This window comes from Paenibacillus sp. FSL R5-0475 (assembly GCF_038004585.1).
Taxonomy (GTDB): Bacteria; Bacillota; Bacilli; order Paenibacillales; family Paenibacillaceae; genus Paenibacillus_AQ.
In genome coordinates this window covers 7,081,570-7,106,699 of record NZ_JBBORK010000001.1, presented here as the reverse complement: position 1 = coordinate 7,106,699, position 25,130 = coordinate 7,081,570, and the positions used below count along the sequence as shown (strand labels likewise).

Genomic DNA, 25,130 nt, shown 5'->3' with positions numbered 1-25,130 from the left:
CTTCTCTTCTTATGAAGCATTACATCTCTCTTCATAAGAACCCATCCCCCCTCTCATGCCTATGCGCGAACCATCACTTTCCAAAAAAATAATGCCTTAAATCTATTCATTCCTTTTTACAATAAATCGCATCAAAGGTGAAATAATTCACATGTAATATCAGAAAAAAATGAAGGCGCTTTTTCAATCAATTTCTGGTTTGATACTACCAAACTTTTCCGCAATTCCTCTGTATCTAAAATCACATACCCTATAAGAAACATCACTATTTGCTCATAAATGTGATTTTTCAATATTTTTTCCAAACAAATACACCCACTTCCTATTCTCAAAGTAGATAACGTGATCTCGATTATTGTGTATCCAAGAATAGATATGTTATTTTAGAACGATCTCTAACATGGGAAAGGAGTTCAATGCTTTGAACAAACAGCCACCTATTGGAGTTATTCTCGCCCAAATTGGCACACCTTCTGCACCTACTGCAAAGGCGGTACGTCCTTATCTGAAACGTTTTTTATCCGACCGCCGAATCATAGATTATTCACCACTGCTCTGGCAACCTTTGCTGCGAGGCGTTATTCTGCGCTTACGTCCACGCCGGTCGGCTGAGCTGTACAGACAAATCTGGACAACAGAAGGATCACCTTTACTCTTCCACTCATTAGCTCAGCGATCTGGTTTGCAAGCGCTTCTAGGTTCACGGTATCAAGTAGAGCTTGGCTTAGCATATAGCGAACCAAGTATGGAACAAGCGATGAACACATTGGAAGCTAACGGAGTCACACGCATCATCATTGTGCCGCTATTCCCGCAATATTCGTCCACTACGACGGCATCTGTCTTCGATCAAGCTAGTTTCGCTGCACTAGGACGCCAAAGCTCCACTGGACCGGTAACAAAGCGCCTTATTCCTGCTCTCAGATTTATGGATGCCTATTATAATGAACCCGGTTATATTTCAGCCATGAAGTCGCATTTACTGCAGCAAATGGAACTTCTGAGCTCTAATCCTGATTTTTTTGTACTGACCTTTCACGGGATTCCAAAACGATATGCAGATACAGGCGATCCCTATCCAGAGCAATGTATGGAAACTGCACGTCTTCTCGCTTCAGCTATGAATTGGGAGCCTGAACGCTGGCAGCTTACTTTTCAATCACGCTTCGGACGCGAAGAATGGGTAGGTCCCTCTACAGCAGATGTTTTGGGAAAGCTAGCGGAACGCGGAATTCATAAACCTTTGATTTTCTCACCGGGACTTGTAACGGATTGTCTGGAAACGCTGCACGAGCTAGCCATAGAAGGGCGCGAGCAATTTGAGGCTGGAGGAGGACATGCTGAAGACTTCACTGCGATCCCCTGCTTGAATAATCATGAGGACTGGCTTCAATTTCTGGCTCAGCATGTTGAACGAAATGCCATGGGCTGGTAATACAAAAAAACCGTCTTGTCCGCAGATATTCTCTGCTGAGATAAGACGGTTTGTTATGTCCGTTCATAGGATCTAAGGATCACTAAGATGCTTATGCTGTAAGCTGCTTATATTTAGTAGTCAGTTCATGGAACCATTGCTTGTCCTGTAAGGTCAATGCAAAGTCGATCAGCTCGGCAATCTCACTTGGCTGCAAATCAGCTGAATCATTAAAAGATACTTCAGCGGTTGCAGTGGCTTCTTCATTCCCATCCTCTGCATAATCATAAGAGAAGCATATCTTGATATCACTTTCCAGAAATTCGTTACGCAGGAAATATAACACCTCACACATTAGCACAGGTCTAACATGATCATCAAAGACACATTCCATAACCTTCGCCCAGTACTGCTGATTGCTGAGGTGTAGCTTATCATTGGTTAAGAGATATTTCTCACCCTGAAAATCAGTGACAAATCTCAGCTCAAGCGGCTTCATTTTAAAAATAGTAGCAATTTGCTTCATGCTAATATTCAGAATGTCTTGCGTTTCTAGTCTGATCATCTCTCATGCACCTCGTCCCTCTTAGTTGGGTTACCTGAAACCTGATGATATCTATAATTTCGTTAAATGCCAATAATGTAAAATTAGCTCTATCCAATCACTTTAATTTTTATCTAATTTAACATTATTATCGTCAACTGACTACGCTTTGTTAATATTTTTTCATTAATTCCACAGAAAAATGTTTCAATCTTTGTCCATCTGTTTAATATTTATATTTAAAAACTTAGTCTTTCTTATTTTCACAACAAAAAACTGTTCTGAATGGTCATCATCGACCTCAAAACAGTCTTTTGCCTAGTTATTAATCAGTTAACTTTACTTAAACAAACAATGGCACTAACTGTATTCCTTCAGGCGAGATCCGAACAAGTCCTTTATCCGTGATGCGTAACGTCGGGATAACCGCCAATGCAAGCAGCGATAAAGTCATAAATGCGTAGTTCAAAGTACAGCCAGCATCATATAGCGCTTTGCTGATCGCAGCTGATTTTGCAGCAGCAATTTCGAAGGGTTCCGTGGACATTAGACCTGCAATAGCCAACGGGAATAATGTTTCCCCACTGGATGTGATCATGCAAACACCACCCTGGGCATCCGCCACCGCATTTGCAGCTTTAGCCATTAACTCATCATCATTGCCGATGACGAGTACATTATGACTATCGTGAGCAACCGTCATTGCAATGGCAGCCGGCTCTTTAAATCCAATGCCTTCGACAACGGCCACTGATTTATTGCCTGTACCTTTATGACGTTCGAGCACTGCGATTTTGCACAAACCTTCTATAGCATTTACATCCAGTTGCCCCTCCACTACAGGTATCGAAACCATACGCTCAATAGTCTCCACATGATTTTCTCTTACTTTAATAACTCTTGTAGTAAGTTCACCTGTTTGAATTGGAGCAGCAATAATGAAATCTTCTGAAGTAGGACGCTGTGGCAAATGAACAGAAGCCAACACTTCCTCCGGATAGGCGAATTTAGCAAGCTCTGCCGTCATTACTCCGTTCTCCGCAACTACTACACCTGCGGCAATTGTCAGCACTACATTAATATCCGCCAAATTCCCGTCTAAAAGGATGATATCTGCAAAAGAACCCGGAGTAATAGATCCGATATCCCGCGCTAAACCAAAGCGTTCAGCAGTATTAATGGTAGCCATTTGGATAGCCGTTATAGGCTTAACACCTTGAGCAATAGCATCACGCAGGACGAAATTCATATGCCCTTCATCTCGTAAGGATTCCGAACTACGATCATCCGTTACCAGCATCATTCGGCGTGTATCTATGCCGTGTTCTGTATGGGCCGTAATTGTTTTAGCCACATCATGCCAAGCGGAACCCCGGCGCATTTTGGCATACATCCCCAGTCTAACGCGCTCAATCACATCGTCTGCCGTCACACACTCATGATCGCCAGTCACACCTGCCGCAGCATACACGGGCAATCTCCAGTCGCTGGAAGGCCATGTGAAATGACCATCTACAAATCTACCTGCCCGCAGCGTAGCTTGAATTTCGCCAAGCATTTTCTCATCGCCATAAACAACGCCAGGAAAATTCATCACTTCACCCAGCGCAATCACATCGGGTCCCCAAGTAAAGGCTTCTGCCACTTCTTCTGGTCCAATAGAAGCTCCCGTTGTCTCGAATTCCGCACCTGCCGCAGGCACACAAGAAGCCACCTGCATGTAAGCCGCTAACGGTGTTCCCCGCATCTCATCGAGCATCAATTGAATCCCCTTCAGCCCAAATACATTAGCAATCTCATGAGCATCAAAGAAACCACCTGTTGTTCCCAGCGGCAGAACCGCACGGGAGAATTCAGTAACGGTCAGCTGTGTGCTCTCAATATGACAATGGCCATCAAGTAGTCCCGGAGCTATATACTTACCGTTCGCCTCAATAACCTGCGTTCCTTCACCAATCATATGTGTCACATCTTTACCAACATAAGCGATACGTCCACCTTGTATACCAACAGACATTCCTTCTAAAATTTCACCAGAGCATACATTAACCAGCTTTCCACCAGTAATTACTAGTGTTGCCGGTTTATCTCCTCTTGCCGTAGCCACAAGCTCAGGTACACAATCTGCTAAAGGCTTTCTTGTAAAAGTTGTCATTTTCATCTCTCCCCCGTTAGTATCCAAGTGCGTTCTTGATGTAGTGAATAGATTCATAATAATAGAGGATTGCTTAACCATCGGCTGTGTTAATATCATAGTTGGCAAATCTGATATTGTACGAAAAAACGGCTCCGTCATCCCTGTAGATGATAGCCGTTTTCTTAATCCAAAGATTGTCCAACACTCCGGACATGCCCCTGGTATGAACTCACCCGCCAGCATCTATTCCAACGATTATCTTACGTTTTCCTCATATACGTCAAGTGCCGCTTGAACACCAAGTCCGTAAGAAACTTCAAATCCGTGTCGCAGCAACGCTGCTTCCAAAGCTCCAAGCAAACGCAGCACATTATTCGTACGGCAGCTAAAGCCCATCGTGCCAATGCGCCAGATCTTTCCTGTCAGAGGCCCAAAGGAGCTGGCAATTTCAATGCCGAACCGCTCCAGCAGCAGCGTGCGTACAGATTCCCCGTCTATGCCCTCAGGAATCAGCACACAGGTAACAACGGTAAGTTTGCAGGAGGGCTCCCCGTAAAGTTCAAGCCCCATCGCTGTTAATCCAGCTATAAGTGCCTTTTCATGGAGCTGATGTCTGGCGAATCTGGCATCCATTCCTTCTTCAAGCGCAAGTCGCAAGCCTTCCCGAAGTGCATAGAGCATAGAGGTCATCTCTGTATGATGATTGAGACGTTGCGGGCTCCAATAATCCTGAAGCATGCCAAGATCGAAATAGTTGCTGCGGACAAAAGACAACTCACCAGGCTGAACATCGCTGATTCTAATCCCACGTTCTACTCGTTTACGGGACATAAGCTTAGCCTCAGCGCGGTCATTATATGTTATTGGTGCCATACCGGAGGGGACGGACAGGCATTTCTGTGTACCTCCTACGACCGCATCCAGCATCCAAGCATCCGTTTCGACAGGAATGCCCCCAAGAGTTGCAACTGCGTCAACTATGAAAAGAGCATCCATTCGGCGGCAGGCTCTGCCAATTTCCGCGAGTGGCTGCACCCGTCCTGTAGAGGTCTCACCATGCACCATCGCTACCACATTTGGCTTAAAAGTCTCCATAGCCGCTATCACTTCCTCCGGTTCAAACACACTTCCCCATGGCTTTTCCAGAACGAATACCTCAGCGCCACCACGTTCGGCAATCTCATGAAGCAGGTGTCCGAAGCGGCCAAAGATCGGAATCAGCACACGTTCCCCCGGCAGGATTAAGCTGACCATCACCGCCTCAATACCAGCGCGAGAGGTCCCATCTATAGGGTAGGCCCATGAATTACGAGTAGCAAACAGCTCCCGCAGCATTTCCATCGTTTCATTCATAATAGAGGTGAACTCTGGATCAAATTGACCCAGCACCGGAAAAGACATCGCCCGCAGTACACGCGGATCTACCTCGACCGGACCCGGAGTCATAATACAGCGTTGGGACGGCGACAAATCTTCGTAACGCTTCATGATGATCCTCCCTTCAAGTAGAAACGGCTATGCCGTCCTTTAAGGGACGGGCTCCGTTTCAGCGAGAAATATAAGGATAAAGTATAGCGTAAAACATATACTTCCTTATATTTTAAAGTTCTGCGAACTCTTTTTAATAAGCTAACTCATATAACATCGCAGTCAGCACCTCAAGCCCAGCAACGAGCTGCTCAGGGGAAGTATACTCTTCCGGAGAATGGCTGATGCCAGCTCGGCTTGGCACAAATATCATCGCAGTAGGGCAACGCGGCGCAAACAGCTGGGCGTCATGTCCCGCTCCACTTACCATCATGCGGTAGGTTTTCCCCTGTTGGCGGCAGATATTTTCCAGCATTGCAGATAGCTTCATATCCATAGGCGCAGGTACTGTGTGGAGCACGGATGTAACCTCCAAGGTAACCCCACGTTCTGCGGCGATTTCATGATATTGCGAAAAAAGCTGCGCACAGAAACACTCCAGTTCGTCCTCTTCACTATTGCGGATATCTAATGTAAAAAGAACCTCACCCGGGATCACATTTGGCGTATTCGGGTACACCTCAAGCTTACCCGAGGTTGCTACAAGAGGTTCACCAGCCGTTTTAGCAGATCTTTCAAGCACGTACAGCATTTCAACCGCACTAGCCAGTGCATCCTGCCGCATAAACATCGGTGTCGTGCCCGCATGATTAGCAATACCACTGACCTTGACCATATAGCGTCTCTGTCCAACAATCCCCTGAACTACGCCTATACGAGTGTCTGTCTTCTCCAGAATAATCCCCTGCTCGATGTGCAGTTCTACAAAAGCACCAATATCATTTCTGACTCCATTCTCATCTGTTACACCTTGCAAAAAGCTGGATTCCGTCATTGCTGCCTGTAATGTCACTCCCTCTGCATCCATACAGGTCTCAGCCTCGCTTCCGTCATACCTTTCCGTGACATGGCCCGAACCCCAATAAGCAAGCGGAAATCGGCTCCCCTCTTCTTCACAAAAAGATACGACCTCAAGCGTCAGCTGCGGCTGGCCAAAGTTCCTCTGCAAATCTTGAAGCGCAATCATAGCCGCAGCGATCCCATAGGCACCATCATATTTTCCGCCATTGACTACAGTATCAATATGCGATCCGGTTAAAATAACCTTTTGCTGCGGATTGCATCCACTCAATCGTCCATATACATTGCCAACCTTGTCTATGGAAACTTCTAAGCCGAGCCCAGCCATTTTTTCCTGCAAAAAAATCTGCGCCCGGCTCCATTCCTCCGTATATAGCAGTCTAGTAACTCCTGGCCCAGGTGTGCTGAATGCCGCCAGCTCCTCCAGCAGCTCCAGCAGTTTCTGAGTCGAAGCTTGAACTCTGGAATCATTCATAGGCTGTACTGCTCCTTCCTAATTCGCAGCCACTGTCCACCTCCCTCACTGATCACTCCTTCTTCAGAGGTATAGATCACATTCCCGCGACAGATCGTAGCAACTACTTTGCAGGATAAAGTTCTTCCGATGTAGGGGCTGTGCTTGTGGCGATACAATAAATCCTCCGCAGTCAGCGTATAGGTTGTATTTGGATTCAGCAGAACTAAATCGGCATCTAGACCTAGGGCTATAGCGCCTTTACGATGCTCTATTCCAAAACGTTTTGCGGGTTGCCCTGCGAGCAGACTGGAAATTAATGTAACATCCAAACCCCGCACATTCACGCCTTCATGGAACATAAGCTCCAGACTGCTCTGCGCACCCGAGATCCCACCCCAAGCTGCAAAAAAAGACAAGTCCGACTTCACCTTCAATTCCGTTGGACAGGGGGAATGATCCGAAGCAATCAGATCGATTTTGCCTTGGGCCAGCATCCCCCATAACTTCTCCTGCTCCACCGCACTTCGCAGCGGAGGCGCACACTTCGCCACAGGGCCTAAAGCCTTCATATCATTTTCAGTGAGGACCAGATAATGTGGACAGGTTTCGGCCGAAACGTCCAGACCTCGAAGCTTAGCTTCATAGATTTTCTCAATGGCGGCGGCCGTGCTGATATGAACAAAATGCAACCGGCAGCCCGTACGTTCACTGTACAGCAGCGCCCTGCCCACTGCCTCCAGCTCTGCTTCAGCAGGGCGGCAAGCCGCAAAATCACTTGCGCTGGTTCTGCCATTTCGCACTGCATCTGCGGTCAACACCGCCGTGATAGCCTCACTTTCTGCATGCAGCGACAGAATCCCGCCCAGAGAAGCGATTCGCTGCATCCCTTGATAGAGTGTATCCTCATCCACTTCACGGAATCTGCCTTCGCCCTCCCCTCCAGGATTGGAGAGAAAGGCTTTAAACCCAGTGACGCCAGCAGCTGCCAATGCTTCCAAATCATCCAGATTTCCCGGAACGAGCCCACCCCACAGCATATAATCAACGGCAGAGTTTCCAGCCGCAGCATCTACCTTTTGACGAAGCGCAGCCTCGTTCACAGTAGGTGGATTGCCGTTAAGCGGCATATCTGCATAGGTTGTGCAGCCGCCAGCTGCCAACGCCGCAGAACCGCTGCGAAAGCCTTCCCAATGTCCAAACGTTGGTTCATTAAAGTGGACATGCATATCAATCATACCGGGGAGCACATAGAACCCCTCTGCGTCGATGACTTTGGTTAGCGGTGCAAGCGAAAGTTCCTCTCCAAGTGCGACAATCTTACCCTCTGATACTGCAATATCCAGCTTGAGTACCTGATGGGGCAGCACTACATTCCCGTTCTTAATCACAAGTTCATAGGATTCCTTCATGAGCTGCCACCTCCTAAGGTCATCAACTTTCTCCTAACTTCCCCGATACGTACTATATCCACCAGGAGCTACTAGCAAAGGTACATGGTAGTGTTGCATGGAGCTCTCTATATGAAAACGAATAGGTATCTGTTCTAGAAAAAAAGACATCTCACGTTGAGTATCTGCTGAGCTTTCTGTTACTCCTATGTCAGCTGCTGACGCTTTGGCATCAGCTCTACGGTAGTAATCGCCAACCATAAACAGCAGCTCGTAACATCCAGCCTCCATTTCGTTTCCCTCCAGCAGCGGAGCATCCAGCCTCCCGTCACTGTTCGTGACTTCTTCACACAGAAGCTTGCTCATCCCATCCGTAAGCTTCCAGAGCTGAAGCGTCAGACCTGTAGCAGGAATCCCCCGCGACAGATCCAGCACATGGGTGGTAAGACGCCCGCTCATTACGCTGTCTCTCCGGCCAGATCTGCACGGCTGACAGAAAAGCCCTGAAAACCATAGGGTGGACGAGGTTCGGTGAACACTCCACCTTTAGTTTCTTCAGGCTCAACAATGGTTTCCCAAGTCCGGTTATTGGACTCAAACGAAACGGTAGCCAATTGAGGGAAACGGGACAACACGCGCAGCCCAATTTGATAAATCAACGATTGGATTGATGGACTGTTCAGCTCATGAAAAGCGCTATGGGCGATATCGCGAACCTGCTCCGCAGCCACATATTGGCCTAGATCTCCATCCAGAGCATGCTCAACACCACTGTAGGTCCAGTTAATATTCAGAAAAATATAAAGCGGACGGTCAAAGCTCTCCGGCAATGTTGTGTACTCATCACGGACGAATCCATAAAACGAGCTTCCACTCACTTTTATCAGCTGTAAATCCTTCAATCGGCATTCATGCGCGATAACCTCAGTCCCATTCTCTCCACGTTTTATAGTTAACGAAGCCGAATAAGATTCATTATTGGAGTGACGCAGTACTAAATGACTCTGTTTAAGCCCCTCACCCCCGGGCACCATCACCTGTTCAAAAGGTAACCGGTCTGCGGAAACCGAAACTGCGGTGACATGATCGTATTTATCGAGAAAACGGCTGCTTAGAAGCTGCAGTAGCCCCTCCGTTGTGCTTCCAGTGTAGTCCGCGGTATTGCGCAGGATGAAATTTTTCATAGAATCGGTAGCAACGACCATGGAATTATCCCCCTCTGAAAAAGAAGGAAGAAACGCTTCGCCCGTGACCGCGAATGTAATATTATGTGCGAATATAATGTTGTCGCAGCCCGTGAAGGAAGATTCGGGAACGGGGGTAACGGCCAGCGGTTTAGCATAGGTACGATAAGTTAACACATCACTTTTCCCATAAAACATTGTACGTCCGTTAATTGGTTCCAGCATGGCTGACACCCTCCCCGTTTATGATGAATGAATGAATAATTAAATAATTAAATCACTTAGGCGAAGTCTCGTAATTGTACCGACTTCAGAAAAGGCTTGAACCCATTCCTCCTGAGGGGAACGCTCAACTCGCACGCCAATGGCGCTGATAATGTCATCTTTGTTTTTGCCACGAACAGCTAGAATAAAAGGGAAATGAAATTTGTCCGTATACTTTCGATTCAGATCATTTAATAGATTGAACTCTTCCGTTGTTAACCGATCCAGTCCAGCTCCCTGCTGCTCAGAGGCAGATAAAGCCGTAACTTGAAGCCTAGTCGCCAAATCTGGGTGAGCTTTTAATAGTCCCTCCATTCGGATCCGGTCAGCACTCAGTACGGTCTGCATCATTGTGCTGTGCAAATGCTCTAAAGAATGGAACGGAATCTGCTTATAAGCCTCCTCTGCTACCCACGGTGAATGTTCAAAAATGCCGCCTAGATGCTTCACAAAATCCGTTATACTCATGGCATTTATCTCTTCCAACGTAAACCTGCCTTCAGAAACGACCATCCACTCAACCTCCAATAGCTTTGTTAACAGCTCGTAAAATGCCACCGTACCCCGTACAGCGACAAATGTTACCCGATAAAGCTTCTTCCACTTCAGCCTGAGTAGGATGCGGGTTCTCTTCCAGCAGAGCAACCACCGAGATAACCATCCCTGGTGTGCAATAACCGCATTGGAACCCCCCCTCTTCTAAAAAAGCCCGCTGAACGGGATGCAGGCCTACTTCACTAAGACCCTCAATTGTTGTAATTTCCGCACCTGAGCATTGATAGGCCATGACCAGACATGAATTCACTGGACGTCCATCCACCAGCACCATACATGCCCCGCAGCGGCCAATCTCACAAGAACGTTTTGTGCCGGTCAGCTCCAAATCTTCACGAATGACATTTAAAAGCCGGCGGGAGGGTGGAAGCTCCGTGGATATCGCTTTACCATTGAGATTGCAATTAAAGGTGAACCTTTCTTCTGCAAAAGCTTCCTCAGACGATAAGGGGTCAAGGTTATCTTCATCTAGATTGTGATCTGAATTATGGCTCGGCATGGATGTTCACCACCTTTTGTGGAATAAACGGTGTAGACTGCAGCCATTCGGGATCAATGGGCAGCTTGGTTACCCGCTTCCCTACAGCCTGAAATATGGCTGACGCGACTGCCGGAGCTAAATTGACGGAACCCACCTCTCCAATGCCGCGAGGACCGTACGTGTCATGATCCGGCAAATCCTCTATCGGCTGCACCTGAATGCTGCCATTCATATCGGCAATGGTCGGCACCAAATAGGTGTCTAAATTTTTGGTGACATAGCTGCCGCCAGACATCACAGCATCCTCTGACAAGGTGAAACCGACCGCCATACTGCTGCCACCTTCGATCTGTCCAAGATAACCTTGCGGATTAGCCACCGGCCCCGCCGCTACCGCATGATATTGATCCAGTACACGAACACGTCCTGTAAGCAGATTAACTTCCACACGGACTGCGATTGCAGAATAGGTGTATAAGAAATGTGCCCCCACTCTTTTAAAGGGTGTGGTTGGATAAGCAAATTTTGTATTACAGACAATGGGTTCTGAAATACGCTGTGCCAAGTCCTTGTAAGTCAGAAGCAGACCGCCGTCTTTTAGCCAAATGCCGCCAGGGCCGAGCTTCATTTCAGCGCTATCCAGCTTTGGCATTATCGTCGCAGCTGCCTGGAGCATACGAGCGGTGAAGTCTGGACGCAGCCGTTTCAAGGCCATCCACATCATGCTTGTTGATCGCGAAGCCGTACTAGATCCGCTATCGGGCACAACATCCGTATCGCCAATGACGATACTTAGATCCTCTGCTGCGAAGCCAAACTGTTCAATCAGCATTTGTTCCATGGTTGCGATTAACCCCTGACCAAACTCCTCGTAACCAAACACCGCCTCAATCTTGCCCTCTAGCGTCAAAGAGAGCCTGCCACCCGCCGGATCGGGAATACCATAACCAAGTCCTGCACCATGCATAGCTATAGCAGCACCCGTTCCAGCTACGGTCCAAGGTTCCACAACACCTGAATCACTGTCTGTAGATGCGGCCTCATTCATAAGAGGCGAACCCGCCAGCGCTTCCCACACCTGAAAGGCACCATCGGTCTGAGCAATTTCCTGACCCAGTGGCCCCAGATCTCCATATTTACGTAAATTGCGGCGGCGCATTTCCCACGGATCGATCTGCAATCGCTCAGCCAACCGATCGATTTGTCCCTCCAAAGCGAAAATCGCCTGATTGCCGCCAAAACCGCGAAATTCACCAGATACACCGTTATTGGTATATACAGCAAAACCCTTCACATCCACATGATCGATGATATAGGGGCCCATCACATGTTCTGTCGCGAAGTTGAGCACCTCCGCCCCCAGTGTTGCGTAAGCTCCCGTATCCGAAATAATTCTGACCTGATGTGCCCTGATGATTCCTTCGGGGTCGCAGCCAGTCTTCATGGTGATTTTCATGGGATGACGTTTTAGTCCTGCACGTACCGATTCAGCTCTCGAATTATGCAGTCTTACCGGACGGAGTGTCCGCAAGGCGAGCAGCGCTCCATACGGCTGTACATTCAGCTCGTCTTTTCCTCCAAAGGACCCGCCGATAGGACTCGAGATGACGCGAATATCTTCTTGAGGAATAGCCAGAATTCTGGATAGCTGCAGGCGATCCATCAACCCATGTTGTGTAGCTGAATATACGGTAAGCCGTCCGTTATCCTCTGGGATAAACAGTCCACCTTCAGTCTCCATATAGGTGTGCATTTGGCGTGGTGTATAATAAGTCTCCTCTACCACATGACAGCAATCCGTAAATACCGTTTCCGGCTCCCCTTTCCGATATTCCGTATGATGAAGCACGTTTCCCTCGGCATGCAGCAGAATTGCGTCCTTTTTCATCGCCTCTTCCGGATTATCGAGTAAGGGTAGAAGCTCATAATCCACTTCGATAAGAGATAAGGCGTATTCCGCAATTTCGTCCGTCTCTGCCGCGACTGCCGCAATCGCATCGCCAGTGTAACGCACACGGTCACTGCAAAATACCGGTTGATGCGGCAAAGCTATGCCAAAGCCGTTAAGTCCGGGCACATCCTCATGAGTGATTACAGCGTGTACACCAGGGACTTCAATGGCCTTCTCAATGCGTATGGACAAAATACGAGCATGTGCCTGCTCACTGCGGAGCACGCGGCCGATCAACATTCCTTCTGCCCTCATGTCGGTCAAATACTGCAGCTTACCGGATACCTTGCCCTCTCCATCAGGTCGTGTACGCCAGCGGCTACCGCTGGATTCCTTATTCAGCAGCATTTTCCCTCTCTCCTTTCGTCGGGTTATTCACCTCTTAACTCCGTATATTCATAGCCTTCCACAGCTCAGATACAACCAAATTCCCAGCAGTCTTTTTCTTGTAAAGTTCTGTTGCAAAGGGATCACTATACGTCTCAAAGCTGTTCTCGACCCCTTCATATAAAGAAGCCAACAGCTCCTCTGTATACCTCACACCTTCAAGCATAACTTCAGCCCTACTTAGTCGCTGCGGCCGCCCAGAGCCCCCACCTGCGGCGATACGCACCTCACGGAAACGGAGTTCCTCATCGATTGATGCTGAGATTGCTACCGTTACAAGTGAAGGGGTGAACGCTTCCCGGCGGCCAACCTTACGGAAAATTTCTAGCCTATCCGTTAAGGGACTCTCTAAGCGAGTAGGTGAGATGCGAATCTCAGCCACAAGATCTGCCGCAGGTTTTATCCCGCTCCAGTGATTGTTTAGCCACTCTATCAAAGGTAGTGGCGTCATAAATTTGCCGTCAAAGGAGATTAACTCCGCGTCATAGACCAGTAACGCAGGTAGAATATCTCCGAAGCCAGAAGCGATATTGCCCCCGAGCGTGGCAAGATTACGCACCGACGGAGCCGCTATGCAACGTGCAGCCTCTTGCAGCGCAGGAGCCACGGCCTGCAAATGCTCATAACTGCGGCACTGGGAGAGTGGAACAAGAGCGCCCAGAGATAAGTGAAATTCCGTTAAAGTGATGTCCGCAAGACCTTGGATATGCCTGAGATCAATCAGCTGTTTGGGCATATGATCCGTTCCATTTTCCCACCCTGTTCTCAGCAATGTTCCTCCTGCGACATATCGGGAACTGTCTCCAAACGCCGTTTTTCTCTCCCAAGCTTCGTGCAGGCTGCGGGGTTGAATTACTTCAGGTAGCCTACCTTCCTCTTCCCGTAAAACTCCCATACACTCCGCCTCCTTTTTGAGTACCAGATTGCTGCTTCCCTTCTCGTATAACCTGCCTTAAAACCTTTGTTCCCGAATATAAGGAATTCCGAGCGCCTCCGGTGTGCCGGATGGTTTGTTGCGATTGCGGTACCCCAGGTACATCAGGACCAGAATGGTCACAAGGTACGGAATCATTTTGAGAAAATAGGGCGGAACTGCACTGCCCAGCAATTGAATGCGGAAGCCAAGTGAATCCAATGCCCCAAAAAAGTAAGCGCAGAACAAGGCGCGCAGCGGATTCCATCTGGCAAAAATCACTAGCCCTACCGCAATCCAGCCTCGACCGGCTGTCAGCCCTTCATTCCAGGTTGGCGCGTAGGCCAATACCATATCCGCTCCGGCCAGGCCGATGAGAGCAGCACCGGTGATCACATAGCTGTAGCGGATAAGCTGCACACGGATCCCCATCACATCTGCGGTAGCCGGACTGTCTCCGACTGCCCGCAAATGCAGGCCCCATGAAGTGCGGTGAATTAGCAGATGCAGAGCAAGCACTAGCAGCAGGCTGAACCAGGTTAGGTAATCCATGTTACCGAATATTTTTCCGATGAACGGTACATTTTCCAGCCAAGCCAGATGCAGCTTAGGAGATGTTCCCGGTAAAGGAATGCCGCTGATCGGTTTACCAAGATAAGCGCTCAACCCACTGCCGAACAGGGTCATCGCAAGACCGGACATCGTTTGATTCGCCCGCAAGGTCACACAGAGAAAAGAATGCAGCAAACCAAGCACAGCCGTTACAGCTACGGTAGCCAGCAGAGCCAGCAGCAGGTTTCCGGAGCGAATATACACGATACAAGTGGTGACCGCTCCCATCAGCATCAGACCTTCAGCCCCAAGCTGTATAATGCCGGCTCGTTCATTTAGAATGCCTCCCAGCGTAGCCAGCAGCAGCGGGGTCCCTGCGGAAATAGCGGCAATAAGTAGCTGTGTTGTAAAATCCATCGCCTATCTCCCCCCTTTCAGCTGAACCCGGCTACGACGAATGCGGAAACGATAGATCATATCGCCAGCAATCAAGAAAAACAGGATGGAGCCCTGCAGCATTTCTGATATCGATGAGGGCAGCCCGATGGTTTGAACACTATATCCGCCAACAATTAAGCCACCGAATAAAATAGAAGTAACGATTAGACCGAGTGGATTCAATTTGGCCAACCAAGCCACAATAATGGCGGTGTATCCATAACCCGGTGAAATGCCCTGCATCAGCTTGTGTGTAACACCGGAGACCTCCGCCATGCCAGCGATCCCGGCGAGCCCCCCACTGATCAGCATGACGATAATAATATGGCGCTTGATAGGAATCCCCGCGTATCTGGCTGCAATAGGATTGGCCCCAATCAGACGGAGCTCGTAACCCCACTTGGTAAAACGAATCATTAAGTAATAAATCACAACGGCGATAAGTCCAAATAACAATCCAATATGCAATCTTGTACTTCCGAGAACAGGCAGCGACTGAGCCGCAGTAAACATAGGTGATCCCGGGAAATTAAAACCTTTAGGATCTTTCCAAGGTCCGAATACCACGTAATCGAGCGCCAATAGAGCAACATAATTCAGCATTAATGAAGTGATTAGCTCATTCACTCCAAAATGCGTCCGCGGAATAGCAGTCAATAGTCCCCAAAGCGCACCCGCGGCAATCCCGAACAGCAGCATTAAGCTCAGAGACCAGAATGAAGGTAAGTCAGGAAAATAAATCGTGACCGCTGTGGCCGCCATAGCCCCAACGGTTAACTGGCCTTCTGCTCCAATATTCCATACCGAAATGCGGTAAGCCACAGCAATCCCAAGCCCACATAGAAGTAGCGGGATCGCTTTAACCATCGTTTCCGTGAGCCCATACGCAGTGCCAAATGCGCCACGGAACATTTTTTCATAGACCAGCACCGGATTCATGCCATTCGCCGCAATAAATAGGGCACACAACAATAACGCTAAAATTATAGATACAATAGGTGTCCACCAAGGAGAACGGATGCGGCTGGCATCGTACTCGAAACGTAGAGAGAATCGTTTTCCGGAGTGAGAGGGGAGGGGTTCCAGGAAAGCTCCTGCGGTATTTCTTCCATTCTCCAGGCTCATACGGCGCTCTCCTCTCTATTATGAATACCAGCCATTAGTAGTCCGATGCTCTCTCGATTCGCTTCCTCATGTGTACTCTCACCAATAATTGAGCCGTTATAGATCACTAGAATCCGGTCGGACAACTGAAGCAATTCATCTAAATCCTCCGAGATTAACAACACGCCACTACCTGAACCACGCAACTCCATAAGAAGGTCGTGAACACCAGCCGTGGCACCTACATCCAGCCCTTGTGTCGGATGAACGGCGACCATCAGCTTAGGCCGATGACTGATTTCACGTGCAAAGAGCAGCTTCTGCTGATTACCACCTGACAACTGTTGTACTGGCGTCTCCAGCTCAGGTGTCTTGACGTTAAAGCGCTGGACCAGCTCCTGTGACCACAAACGGTTCTTCGCGGACTTCAAGAAACCAAATTTGGAGTGCTCCTCTGAGCGGTAAGACTTAAACAAAAGATTATCCACCGATCCGAGGCGTCCAGCTAAACCGCTCTTCATCCGGTTCTCCGGCACGTGGGAGATTCCTGAATCAATTGCCCCTCTAACCGAAGCGGATTTCACCGTCTTTCCATCAAACGTGATTTCACCACTTCTCCAGCCTCTAAGACCTGTTAATACTTCAGCCAGTTCCTTTTGCCCGTTGCCAGCTACCCCAGCTACGCCTACAATCTCCCCTTTACATACGTTCAGAGAGAAGTGATCCAGTGCTTTTCGCCCGTGATCGGCATATACGTCCACATCTTTCACTTCTAATAAAGAATCCCCTTCAGTGGCTTCCCGTTCTTGACGGGTGATGGTTACTTCCTTGCCCACCATCAGACGAGCCAGCTCCAGTTCATCTGTATCTGCCGTGGTCAGTGTGGCGATCATTTTCCCTTTGCGCATGACGGAAATCCGATCGGAGGACGCCATAACCTCTTTCATTTTATGAGTAGTCATAATAACCGTTTTTCCTGCCTGCTTCATGACCCGCAGCGTTTCAAATAGCTGTTCCACCTCTCCCGGGGTCAATACAGAGGTTGGTTCATCCAGAATAATAATGTCAGCCCCGCGATACAGCGTCTTAACGATTTCAACACGCTGCTGCTCACCCACGGACAACTGCCAGATCGGGCGATCCACCGGGAAATTCAGTCCAAACCGTTCCGCTAATGCCTCTATCTCCTCGCGTTTGTTCTTCATCCACTTACGGCCGCGCCAGAAAGACGACTTTTCGCCAAGCACGATATTTTCTGCTGCTGTGAGGCTTTGCACCAGCCTAAAGTTCTGAAACACCATACCTACACCCAGCTGCGCAGCATCTTTAGGAGAACGGATCTGAGCACCTTTCCCATGAATGAAGATTTCTCCTTCATCTGCTCTGTACACCCCTGACAGCATGCTCATCACCGTGCTCTTCCCGGCCCCATTCTCCCCAAGCAACGCATGAATCTCACCCGCATTTGCCGAAAAGTCGACTTGATCACTGGCGGTTACCGAGCCGAATTTTTTCACAATCCCCCGCATTTCAACTGAAGTTCCCCGCATGGCCTGAACCCCTCCTTCCTTCAAGTTGTAGTACGGGTGGGGAAGTTTCCGCTTAACGGAACCCGCCCCACCCATAGATTGTGCACATCTTATTCCCTATTTTTAAACATTATTGCGGGATAGTTCCTTCCACACCTTTTACGAGCCAGTTCATGCCCAGCACTTCCTCCAAGGTCAGCTTCTGACCCTCCTGAACCTTCACATTCCCTTGATTATCTGAGATCGGACCTGTGAAAACCTCAAGCTCACCACTGATAATTTTGGCTTTGGCGTCTTCGACAAGCTTTTTCACATCATCTGGGATCTTGTTCCCGAAAGGAGCCAGCTCCACCATACCGTCAGCCATATCACCAGAATATTGCTCGCTCTTCCAGGTTCCATCCATAACTGCCTGCACAGCTTTTACGTAATACGGCCCCCAATTCCATACCGGGTTCGTCAAATAATTGTCCGGAGCGTATTTGCTCATATCCGAGTCATTTCCCCCGGCAAAAGCCCCTCGTTCAGCAGCAGCCTGCAGGGTTGCAGGTGAATCCTGATAGGCCAAAAGCACATCCGCACCCTTATCCAGCAAGCTGATTGCCGCTTGACGTTCAGTCGTCGGGTCATACCATGTATTCGTCCATACCACATTCACCTTTACATCAGGATTGACACTTTGTGCTCCAAGGGTAAAAGCATTCAAGTTATAAATCACTTCGCTGATCGGAAAAGCGCCCACATAACCCAGCTGATTGTTTTTGGTCATTTTTCCTGCCGCTATGCCGCTCAGATAGCTGGCCTGATAGTTCTTCCCGAAGTAGGTCCCCATGTTCTCTGCGGTTTTGTAACCCGAAGCATGCAGGAACTTCACGTTGGGAAATTTGCCCGCTACATTTAATGTAAAATCCATATATCCGAAGCTCGTTGTAAACACGATGTCGTGTGATTGCGCAAGCTCTGTGATGATTCGTTCGGCGTCAGCACTTTCAGGGACATTTTCTACAAAGTCAGCTTTAATCCCCAGCTCCTTCTCCATATACAGCCGTCCTTGATCATGTTGGTACGTGTAGCCGCCATCCCCTGGAGGTCCGATATAAACAAAAGCAACCGTCGGTTTCTTTGCAGCCGGTTCTGTTGTTGCAGTTGCCTCTGTTGCCGCTGTAGTTGTCGCTGGTGCCTCCGTTGCATTTGTAGAAGTATTATTATTGCTGCCACACCCCACCAAAGCCACCGTCATTAGAACCATTAATGCAAGACAAGATGTTATGAACTGACCCCTTTTTTTCATAATTCTCCTCCTCCAAATCATCTCTCATCATGGCTGCAACCATTAATGTACTTCTACTATACTTAGAGGTGGCCTTGGCGTAAATTTATATAACATACGTTTGTATAGGAATATAAGAATCAGAACTTTTTTTGTGTGTAATGCACTAATTGGTTTTCGGAAGGTGAGTTTCGTGTCATATTATATGACCAAAGGTGGGAAAGGAACACTGATTCAGATTACTTTTCAGACTATTCTTTACTTCACTTTCCATTTCTCAGAATCCATTGCTCCTGAATCTCACCAAAATCTTCTTTTGTATCTGCGTCCATGAAATAATGGGCAGACTCAGATTCCAGAACAATCCCCTTATAATCAGGTGAACGCAATATCCCCGCCGCTCCTCGATCTCCATCTAATCCCTGTAGTGCTGGAAACAACGTCTTCGAGAACAAAGCCGGGGGCATAGCCGACCCATTGCTGACGCTAGCGACATAGTCCATCTCCGGAGATTGTTCAAACGTTTGTATTAGACGATTCACTAATGCTGTAGTAATAAATGGCTGATCCGCAAGCGCCACAACTACTGCATCGGGCTGTAAAGGTAATACCGCATTAAGACCGCAGCGCAGTGAAAAAGACAATCCTAGATGTGCGGTTAAGCAAGTTTCGGTACGTCTGGAGCCTTGCGGTTCAATCGCGGGTGGCAGCCATTCCAAGTTGTCATCCGCACGCACTACCACGATTAGCGGTTCTAGATTGCAACGATCCAATTCACTAAGCGCGACGCTCCCGAGTGAGACCTCCTGCGACAATTTCAGTGAAACCTTGGACACGCCCATCCGCCTGCTCTGCCCCGCTGCCAAATATATTCCTGCTACCTTCAATACTATCCGCTCCTTTGGGCAGCTCTCGTGAGCCCACCCTTCTAATTTGAATAATTTCTGCTATAATACTGACCGCAATCTCCTCCGGACCTTCTCCTCCAATCGGCAACCCTACAGGTGCATGCAAAGATGCAGGAGCCTCAAGCCCTTCCAGTAAAAGAGCTATCCGAGCTTTTGAACCAATAATGCCGATGTATAGCGGGGCTAGCGGAATTACACTCTCAAGGAACTGTCTATCCCGCCCAAGCTGATGACTACAAATCAATACATAATCCCGCTGAGCTACGCCCAAGCGTTGAACAAGCTCTGTAGGGGAACAAATTACTTGTTCAGCTCGAGGAAACTTATTGTGCAAGCTTCCTTCGCGCCAATCCGCAACCGCAACCCGAAAGCCAACTCTGTCAGCAAGTTCCGCAATTGGAACCACATCACGTCCTCCGCCAAAAATCACAAGCCGCGGTTTAGGCACAAAGCATGTATGGAATGCTGTCAATTCAGCTGAAGCGGCCATAAAGCGACCTGCCGCCATGCTTTCTTTTGCCGAGTGGGATAATTTCGGTTGTTGCTTGTTCTGCGATAGTGAAGTATCAGTATCCAGCTGCAGCTTATAGGTAAAACCTCTCGCCGCTGCCTCCCGAAACAGAACTAACCGCTCTCCTGCCGCCAGTCTGACACTCGCCTGCACCAAAAGCTCATAAAACACCCCCTGCACAGGTTCAAGCACCACTTTGATTTTGCCTCCACAGCCGACAGTCTCACCCCAGGACAGATCATCCGGAGACAACATATTGTATTCCACAATTTCGGGCAGCCCTCGTTCCCATATCTCAGAGGTACGTAACTCCAGATCGTTTTCCAAACAACCTGGACTCAGACTCCCAATCGTGCCCCCTTCAAAAAACAGCATCACTGCCCCAGGTTTACGATACGAGTGTCCCTCCACCTCAATCAGTGTTGCCAGCACCGCAGGCGCCTGATGGGTTTGAATATGCATTGCGATCTCATGTGTATTCACGAGGTTCCCCTCCTCCGTGTTTGCATTTCAACCCAGAACTTAGACCTTAGTCCCGCCCAAGCATCCTCCGAAACATGAATACTAGCTTTAGCCTCATTAGATCATTTATTTTTTTAAAATCGACGTCCAAGAGCTCACTAAGCTTCTCGATCCGGTAGGTAGCCGTGTTCCGATGAATAAACAACTTTTTGGCTGTCTCATTGACATGCCCATCGTTCTCTAGATAAATCTCCAGCGTCCGCAGCATTTCTCGCACATACTCCGGCTCACGGCTAAGCAGTCCTCTAAGCGTTCCGTTGCAATATTTCTCCATGACCTCTGTCGGGATTTGCCCAAGAAGCAAGGAAAGCTCAAGCTGCCGATAATGCACAACATTCCCATGCACTCCCTCAAACTGAAGCATCCCCATACATTCCTTCACCTCCGCAAAAGCCTCCTTCAGCCCATCCGGCTTCAATTTACAACTACTTATCGCAGCTCGTGGATAACACCCCTTGTCAAACTTAAGGTTATCAAAACAAGCCTGGATTACATCCCGAAATTGCTCAGGACTCTGAAGAGCTGCCGGATAGATGGACAATAATCCTTGGTCTACAAGCACATGAATGGCCTTTAAATCCCGCAGTACGGGGTGTTCAGTGTATTCTTCTTTTAATCTAAGCAGCTCACTTTGGCGTTCTTCACTCGTCGTAGCAATATCGGTTAATAAGAGACAGAATGGCGATTGAAGCAGCTCTATCTCCAGCTTTACAGCAGACTGTACTAAATCGGAGTAAGATAAGTTACCATTTAGACAACGTCTCAGCAATCCACTGAACTCCCTATGTTCTGCCTGTTCAAAATAATCCTCGTATCCTGAGTGAATATGATATGAAATAAGTTCAGCACCCTGAACGAACAAGCTCTCTTCCACCGGGAGCAATAAAGGGTCGATGGAACAATACAATAAATATCCCGAGCACTTTTCTCCTTGTATTAGTGGTGTGCGATAACCTGCACGATCCTCTACACGAAAACGTTGATTCCGTTTCTGCCATGGCCATCCCTCCAGCAACTGTGAGGTCTGGTATTCAGAATTGTTATAGATTACATCCCCGCGTGCGCTAACCACTACAAGTGAATGGCCAATCACATCAGACACCGAGTCAAACAATGGACGGCTGCGGACAGATCGCAGGGCAAATTGCATCAGTTTTTTCTGCTTCTCCATTATGCTCTGCAAAACATGAGTGCTCCGGCTAAGCTCGGCTCGAAACAGGCCATTCATCTGATCCGAAAAAGTGAACTGGAACGGCAACTGGATTAAGGGGAAGTTAAGGCTCTCCGCTTCTGCGATTAGCTGCTCCGGTATTTTATCCCAAAATCGTCCCAGCTTAATACCCAAGGCCGATGAGCCCCTTCGATTCAGTGTTTGCAGCAAAGCAGAGGCATCCTCCAGATTGTCCTTGATTAAATAAGCTGTAGTTAGCAGCATCTCGCCTTCTTTGATCCAATCCGAAATATCAGGTGCGTCCATCACATTGATCGATTTCACAATTCGATGTTTCCCCTTGGACCCCGCGATAAGCTTCGCCTCGGACAAAGGATAAATGGACAACGCTTCTTCAACCGTAAGATGCATGCCATCCCTCCTTTTCAGGATCAATTGAACCATTTTCGATTCATAATGTTATTTTATGTAACATTATAATTAAAATGAACCTCTTTGGATAGAGCCGAATTAAAATTTAACGATTATTATGTTAGTTAATATAACACTAAATGAACATAACTGATGAACCATTAATCTTTAGTTCACATCACTTGTGTGAGTAGTATAATTAGATCGGACAATATTAGGATGGATTTGGAGGGGATCTTTTGAGTAAAAAGCAAGTGTTTACGGGTTCACCCTGGGAGTCGGTGGTTGGATATTCTCGTGCCATTCGAATCGACAACCGTATCGAAGTCGCAGGAACAACAGCCATGCAAGACGGGGAAATAGTCGGTATAGGAGATCCATACGCGCAGACGAAATTCATTCTACATACCATCGAAAAAGCGCTAAACCAGCTAGATGCTGATTTGTCGCATGTAATTAGAACAAGAATGTTCGTGACAGACATCTCACGCTGGGAAGAAGTCGGCAAAGCACACGGCGAATTTTTCAAAGATATTCAGCCTGTAGCAACCATGGTAGAGGTAAAAGCGCTTATTGATCCACTATTGTTAGTAGAAATAGAAGTCGAAGCATTCGTAGAATAGAGCTCGGATGGGGCACGGGGCATGGCACCTTCTTCACAGAAGGTGCTTTGTTTGCGTGTTCAGATGAAACGCGAGCGTGTCGTGGCTGACCTTTGTGGTGTGGGGCATTTATACCCCTTCTTCCGGTAATATCGCCAGAATTCTTGGATTCTGGGGGATTTATACCCCTCTTTCCTGTAATATGGCCGGAATTACTGGATTCTAGGGTATTTATACCCCTCTTTCCGGCTATATCGCCGGAATTACTGGATTCCGGGGCATTTTCGCCCTTCTTCCCCGCAATATGAGCCAATTTCACGCATTCTACGGGATTTATACCGTTATTTTCAGCTATACGGGCTAATTTCGCGAATTCTACGGGATTTATACCGTTATTTTCAGCTATATGAGCCAATTTCGCGCATTCTACGGGATTTATACCGTTATTTTCAGCTATATGAGCCAATTTCGCACATTCTACGGGATTTATACCGTTATTTTCAGCTATACGGGCCAATTTCGCGAATTCTACGGGATTTATACCGCTCTTCTTCTTCGCATGGCCATGGAGCTGTTTACTGAAATACTGGTCTTAAGTCAACTTTTGAGCGCTGAATTTATCTTTTACTCTAACACACCATTATTGAACCTACTTCATCACATTGAGATCATTTTTTTCAAAACCAATTTCACCTATCTTCTCAAAACCCATCAAGTCCCGTCATCTCAAGACCGCCGCCAAGCCTCCTTCACCCATGAGAGTAACCGAAGATCCTGACCATGTCCGGCGATAACGGACAAACCCAATGGTGGCCCATTTGTAGAGAGCATAGGTAACGTTACTTGAGGCAGGCCTGCCAATCCAGCTATACAGCTCAACATCATCGCCCCACTACGGTTCTCCTCCAATTGACGTAAATCCCCACCACGCAGCGGTGCAGGACCAGGTACTGTCGGAATCACAAGACAATTATCTTCTCCCAGCAGCTGGCGCAACTGGTTAGAAATCTCCGCTCGTTTATTCTGAGCGATACTGTGGTCCTTGCCAGCTAAGTTAGCAGCCCAAGAGAAGCGGGCTGCAATATCTGGTCCAAAGAATGGTTTTACCTCCTTAATCCAGATGCTATGGGTTGTCCAGATTTCACTACCCTGTAACTCTCGAAAAACATCCATCCAGACCTTCAATCCTTCTGGAGCTATATCAGTTTCGAAGAAATGATCAGCACCAGTCCTCAATTGGTTCAATCCATTCGCTAGAACACTCACATCCTTTGGATCGACCAAATTCCAACAGTCCGTAGCGACAAATAAAGTCCCCATGTTCTTTTGTATATTATTCTCCAATTCTTCCTCTTCATTTTTTCCCCCACCGTTCTCTATATTCAATTCTAAATTTCCATCTATGCTCATCGTTACTTTTTCATCCATGCGCCCATTTCCAAGTAAAACCTCCCCCACTTTCTGGAGCACATCCATACGATCAGCCATCCAGCCTACTGTATCAAATTGCGGTGATAACGGGATCACACCTTCCATATTCACAGCACCATGCGTCGGGCGAAAGCCATATACTCCGCAATAGGCGGAAGGGACTCGAATAGAACCACCTGTATCTGTTCCGAGCGCAAAATCAACACTACCTGAAGCTACCGCTACTGCCGATCCACTAGAAGAACCACCTGGGATACAGCCTGCAGCACGTGGATTTATGGGCGTTCCATAATGATGGTTCTCACCGCCCAGACTGTACATTAACTCATCCGTATGAGTCGCTCCTCGAAGCGTCGCTCCCGACTGGAGCAGCTGGCGTACTACTGCTGCATGTTCTGTAGAGGGATTGTGGCTCCGCAGCCAATCTGGATTACCTGCAGAAGAGCTGTGCCCTGCGATCGCATACACATCTTTTACAGCAAAGGTCATTCCGTCCAATATCCCATTCCCTAAACGTCCGACTGTTAGCTCAGAATCTATGAACGCGCCATACCGATTATCCAGAATCATTTCTCCTTCCTCCTCCCCTCACCATTCCTTCTCTGATCATAATCAACC

21 protein-coding genes are annotated in these 25,130 nt (G+C 48.0%); 2 read left to right on the top strand and 19 right to left on the bottom strand.

All coding sequences use genetic code 11. From position 1 onward, the window contains the following. The first annotated feature begins 421 nt into the window (after nt 1–421). A complete protein-coding gene (hemH, locus tag MKX41_RS32020; protein WP_340974729.1) occupies nt 422–1,435 on the top strand; it encodes a ferrochelatase in 1,014 nt (337 codons plus the stop codon). Between the two features lie 91 nt (nt 1,436–1,526). On the opposite strand, the gene MKX41_RS32015 is transcribed toward hemH, so the two are convergent. From MKX41_RS32015 to MKX41_RS31930, 18 genes are all read right to left on the bottom strand, one after another. Beyond that, nucleotides 1,527–1,979 carry an IDEAL domain-containing protein gene (locus MKX41_RS32015; protein ID WP_340974728.1) on the bottom strand — a complete coding sequence of 151 codons (453 nt, stop codon included), beginning with the start codon at nt 1,977–1,979 and terminating at the stop codon, nt 1,527–1,529. Between the two features lie 322 nt (nt 1,980–2,301). Next, a complete protein-coding gene (gene ade / locus MKX41_RS32010; RefSeq protein WP_445671336.1) occupies nt 2,302–4,113 on the bottom strand; it encodes an adenine deaminase in 1,812 nt (603 codons plus the stop codon). 237 nt (nt 4,114–4,350) lie between these two features. Beyond that, the gene (locus tag MKX41_RS32005; RefSeq protein ID WP_340974726.1) at nt 4,351–5,583 is read right to left on the bottom strand and encodes a pyridoxal-phosphate-dependent aminotransferase family protein; all 1,233 of its coding nucleotides are present in this window, start codon (nt 5,581–5,583) and stop codon (nt 4,351–4,353) included. A gap of 133 nt (nt 5,584–5,716) precedes the next feature. Then, nucleotides 5,717–6,958, bottom strand: coding sequence for a M20 family metallo-hydrolase (locus tag MKX41_RS32000; protein ID WP_340974725.1), 1,242 nt, complete (start codon nt 6,956–6,958; stop codon nt 5,717–5,719). Further along, nucleotides 6,955–8,349, bottom strand: a complete 1,395-nt coding sequence (locus tag MKX41_RS31995; RefSeq protein WP_340974723.1) for an allantoinase — start codon at nt 8,347–8,349, stop codon at nt 6,955–6,957. Before MKX41_RS31995 ends, MKX41_RS32000 begins: the two co-directional genes overlap by 4 nt. 33 nt (nt 8,350–8,382) lie before the next feature. After that, nucleotides 8,383–8,787 carry a hydroxyisourate hydrolase gene (uraH, locus tag MKX41_RS31990; RefSeq protein ID WP_340974722.1) on the bottom strand — a complete coding sequence of 135 codons (405 nt, stop codon included), beginning with the start codon at nt 8,785–8,787 and terminating at the stop codon, nt 8,383–8,385. Continuing rightward, nucleotides 8,787–9,737 (bottom strand): factor-independent urate hydroxylase, encoded by a 951-nt coding sequence (gene pucL, locus MKX41_RS31985; RefSeq protein ID WP_036680024.1) that lies wholly within the window; start codon nt 9,735–9,737, stop codon nt 8,787–8,789. Before pucL ends, uraH begins: the two co-directional genes overlap by 1 nt. A 39-nt stretch (nt 9,738–9,776) precedes the next feature. Continuing rightward, a complete protein-coding gene (uraD, locus tag MKX41_RS31980) occupies nt 9,777–10,289 on the bottom strand; it encodes a 2-oxo-4-hydroxy-4-carboxy-5-ureidoimidazoline decarboxylase (protein WP_340974721.1) in 513 nt (170 codons plus the stop codon). Between the two features lie 4 nt (nt 10,290–10,293). Then, entirely contained in the window at nt 10,294–10,830 is a 537-nt protein-coding gene (locus MKX41_RS31975; protein WP_340974720.1) for a (2Fe-2S)-binding protein, read from the bottom strand. Beyond that, nucleotides 10,817–13,111, bottom strand: a complete 2,295-nt coding sequence (pucD, locus tag MKX41_RS31970; RefSeq protein WP_340974719.1) for a xanthine dehydrogenase subunit D — start codon at nt 13,109–13,111, stop codon at nt 10,817–10,819. Before pucD ends, MKX41_RS31975 begins: the two co-directional genes overlap by 14 nt. A gap of 34 nt (nt 13,112–13,145) precedes the next feature. Continuing rightward, entirely contained in the window at nt 13,146–14,045 is a 900-nt protein-coding gene (locus MKX41_RS31965) for an FAD binding domain-containing protein (protein WP_340974718.1), read from the bottom strand. A 57-nt stretch (nt 14,046–14,102) separates the two neighbouring features. Then, nucleotides 14,103–15,032 (bottom strand): ABC transporter permease, encoded by a 930-nt coding sequence (locus tag MKX41_RS31960; RefSeq protein ID WP_076185399.1) that lies wholly within the window; start codon nt 15,030–15,032, stop codon nt 14,103–14,105. Nucleotides 15,033–15,035: 3 nt separating this feature from the next. Next, complete coding sequence (locus MKX41_RS31955) at nt 15,036–16,178, bottom strand: ABC transporter permease (RefSeq protein WP_340974716.1); 1,143 nt, start codon at nt 16,176–16,178, stop codon at nt 15,036–15,038. Further along, entirely contained in the window at nt 16,175–17,707 is a 1,533-nt protein-coding gene (locus MKX41_RS31950) for an ABC transporter ATP-binding protein (protein WP_340974714.1), read from the bottom strand. Before MKX41_RS31950 ends, MKX41_RS31955 begins: the two co-directional genes overlap by 4 nt. A 109-nt stretch (nt 17,708–17,816) precedes the next feature. Further along, nucleotides 17,817–18,977, bottom strand: a complete 1,161-nt coding sequence (locus MKX41_RS31945; protein WP_036680038.1) for a BMP family ABC transporter substrate-binding protein — start codon at nt 18,975–18,977, stop codon at nt 17,817–17,819. Nucleotides 18,978–19,219: 242 nt separating this feature from the next. After that, nucleotides 19,220–19,792: an NTP transferase domain-containing protein gene (locus MKX41_RS31940; RefSeq protein ID WP_175617362.1), complete on the bottom strand. Its 573-nt coding sequence runs from the start codon at nt 19,790–19,792 to the stop codon at nt 19,220–19,222. After that, nucleotides 19,734–20,858, bottom strand: coding sequence for an XdhC family protein (locus tag MKX41_RS31935; RefSeq protein WP_340974712.1), 1,125 nt, complete (start codon nt 20,856–20,858; stop codon nt 19,734–19,736). The genes MKX41_RS31940 and MKX41_RS31935 overlap by 59 nt, the downstream gene beginning before the upstream one ends. Before the next feature lie 46 nt (nt 20,859–20,904). After that, nucleotides 20,905–22,479, bottom strand: a complete 1,575-nt coding sequence (locus MKX41_RS31930) for a PucR family transcriptional regulator (protein ID WP_340974711.1) — start codon at nt 22,477–22,479, stop codon at nt 20,905–20,907. Nucleotides 22,480–22,718: 239 nt separating this feature from the next. On the opposite strand from MKX41_RS31930, the gene MKX41_RS31925 reads away from it, so the two are divergent. Continuing rightward, nucleotides 22,719–23,102 carry a RidA family protein gene (locus MKX41_RS31925; protein ID WP_340974710.1) on the top strand — a complete coding sequence of 128 codons (384 nt, stop codon included), beginning with the start codon at nt 22,719–22,721 and terminating at the stop codon, nt 23,100–23,102. 705 nt (nt 23,103–23,807) lie between these two features. Here MKX41_RS31925 and MKX41_RS31920 read toward each other — a convergent pair. Continuing rightward, complete coding sequence (locus MKX41_RS31920; RefSeq protein ID WP_340975141.1) at nt 23,808–25,076, bottom strand: amidase family protein; 1,269 nt, start codon at nt 25,074–25,076, stop codon at nt 23,808–23,810. Nucleotides 25,077–25,130 lie beyond the last annotated feature (54 nt).

Excerpts from the sequence above, each read along its gene's own strand:
- MKX41_RS31975 (WP_340974720.1), bottom strand. The coding sequence starts at position 10,830 with ATGCCGAGCCATAATTCAGATCACAATCTAGATGAAGATAACCTTGAC.
- MKX41_RS32000 (WP_340974725.1), bottom strand. The coding sequence starts at position 6,958 with ATGAATGATTCCAGAGTTCAAGCTTCGACTCAGAAACTGCTGGAGCTG.
- pucL (WP_036680024.1), bottom strand. The coding sequence starts at position 9,737 with ATGCTGGAACCAATTAACGGACGTACAATGTTTTATGGGAAAAGTGAT.
- pucD (WP_340974719.1), bottom strand. The coding sequence starts at position 13,111 with ATGCTGCTGAATAAGGAATCCAGCGGTAGCCGCTGGCGTACACGACCT.
- MKX41_RS31930 (WP_340974711.1), bottom strand. The coding sequence starts at position 22,479 with ATGCATCTTACGGTTGAAGAAGCGTTGTCCATTTATCCTTTGTCCGAG.
- MKX41_RS31945 (WP_036680038.1), bottom strand. The coding sequence starts at position 18,977 with ATGAAAAAAAGGGGTCAGTTCATAACATCTTGTCTTGCATTAATGGTT.
- MKX41_RS31950 (WP_340974714.1), bottom strand. The coding sequence starts at position 17,707 with ATGCGGGGAACTTCAGTTGAAATGCGGGGGATTGTGAAAAAATTCGGC.
- MKX41_RS31955 (WP_340974716.1), bottom strand. The coding sequence starts at position 16,178 with ATGAGCCTGGAGAATGGAAGAAATACCGCAGGAGCTTTCCTGGAACCC.
- MKX41_RS32005 (WP_340974726.1), bottom strand. The coding sequence starts at position 5,583 with ATGAAGCGTTACGAAGATTTGTCGCCGTCCCAACGCTGTATTATGACT.
- MKX41_RS31960 (WP_076185399.1), bottom strand. The coding sequence starts at position 15,032 with ATGGATTTTACAACACAGCTACTTATTGCCGCTATTTCCGCAGGGACC.
- uraD (WP_340974721.1), bottom strand. The coding sequence starts at position 10,289 with ATGGTCGTTTCTGAAGGCAGGTTTACGTTGGAAGAGATAAATGCCATG.
- MKX41_RS32015 (WP_340974728.1), bottom strand. The coding sequence starts at position 1,979 with ATGATCAGACTAGAAACGCAAGACATTCTGAATATTAGCATGAAGCAA.
- ade (WP_445671336.1), bottom strand. The coding sequence starts at position 4,113 with ATGACAACTTTTACAAGAAAGCCTTTAGCAGATTGTGTACCTGAGCTT.
- uraH (WP_340974722.1), bottom strand. The coding sequence starts at position 8,787 with ATGAGCGGGCGTCTTACCACCCATGTGCTGGATCTGTCGCGGGGGATT.
- MKX41_RS31965 (WP_340974718.1), bottom strand. The coding sequence starts at position 14,045 with ATGGGAGTTTTACGGGAAGAGGAAGGTAGGCTACCTGAAGTAATTCAA.
- MKX41_RS31995 (WP_340974723.1), bottom strand. The coding sequence starts at position 8,349 with ATGAAGGAATCCTATGAACTTGTGATTAAGAACGGGAATGTAGTGCTG.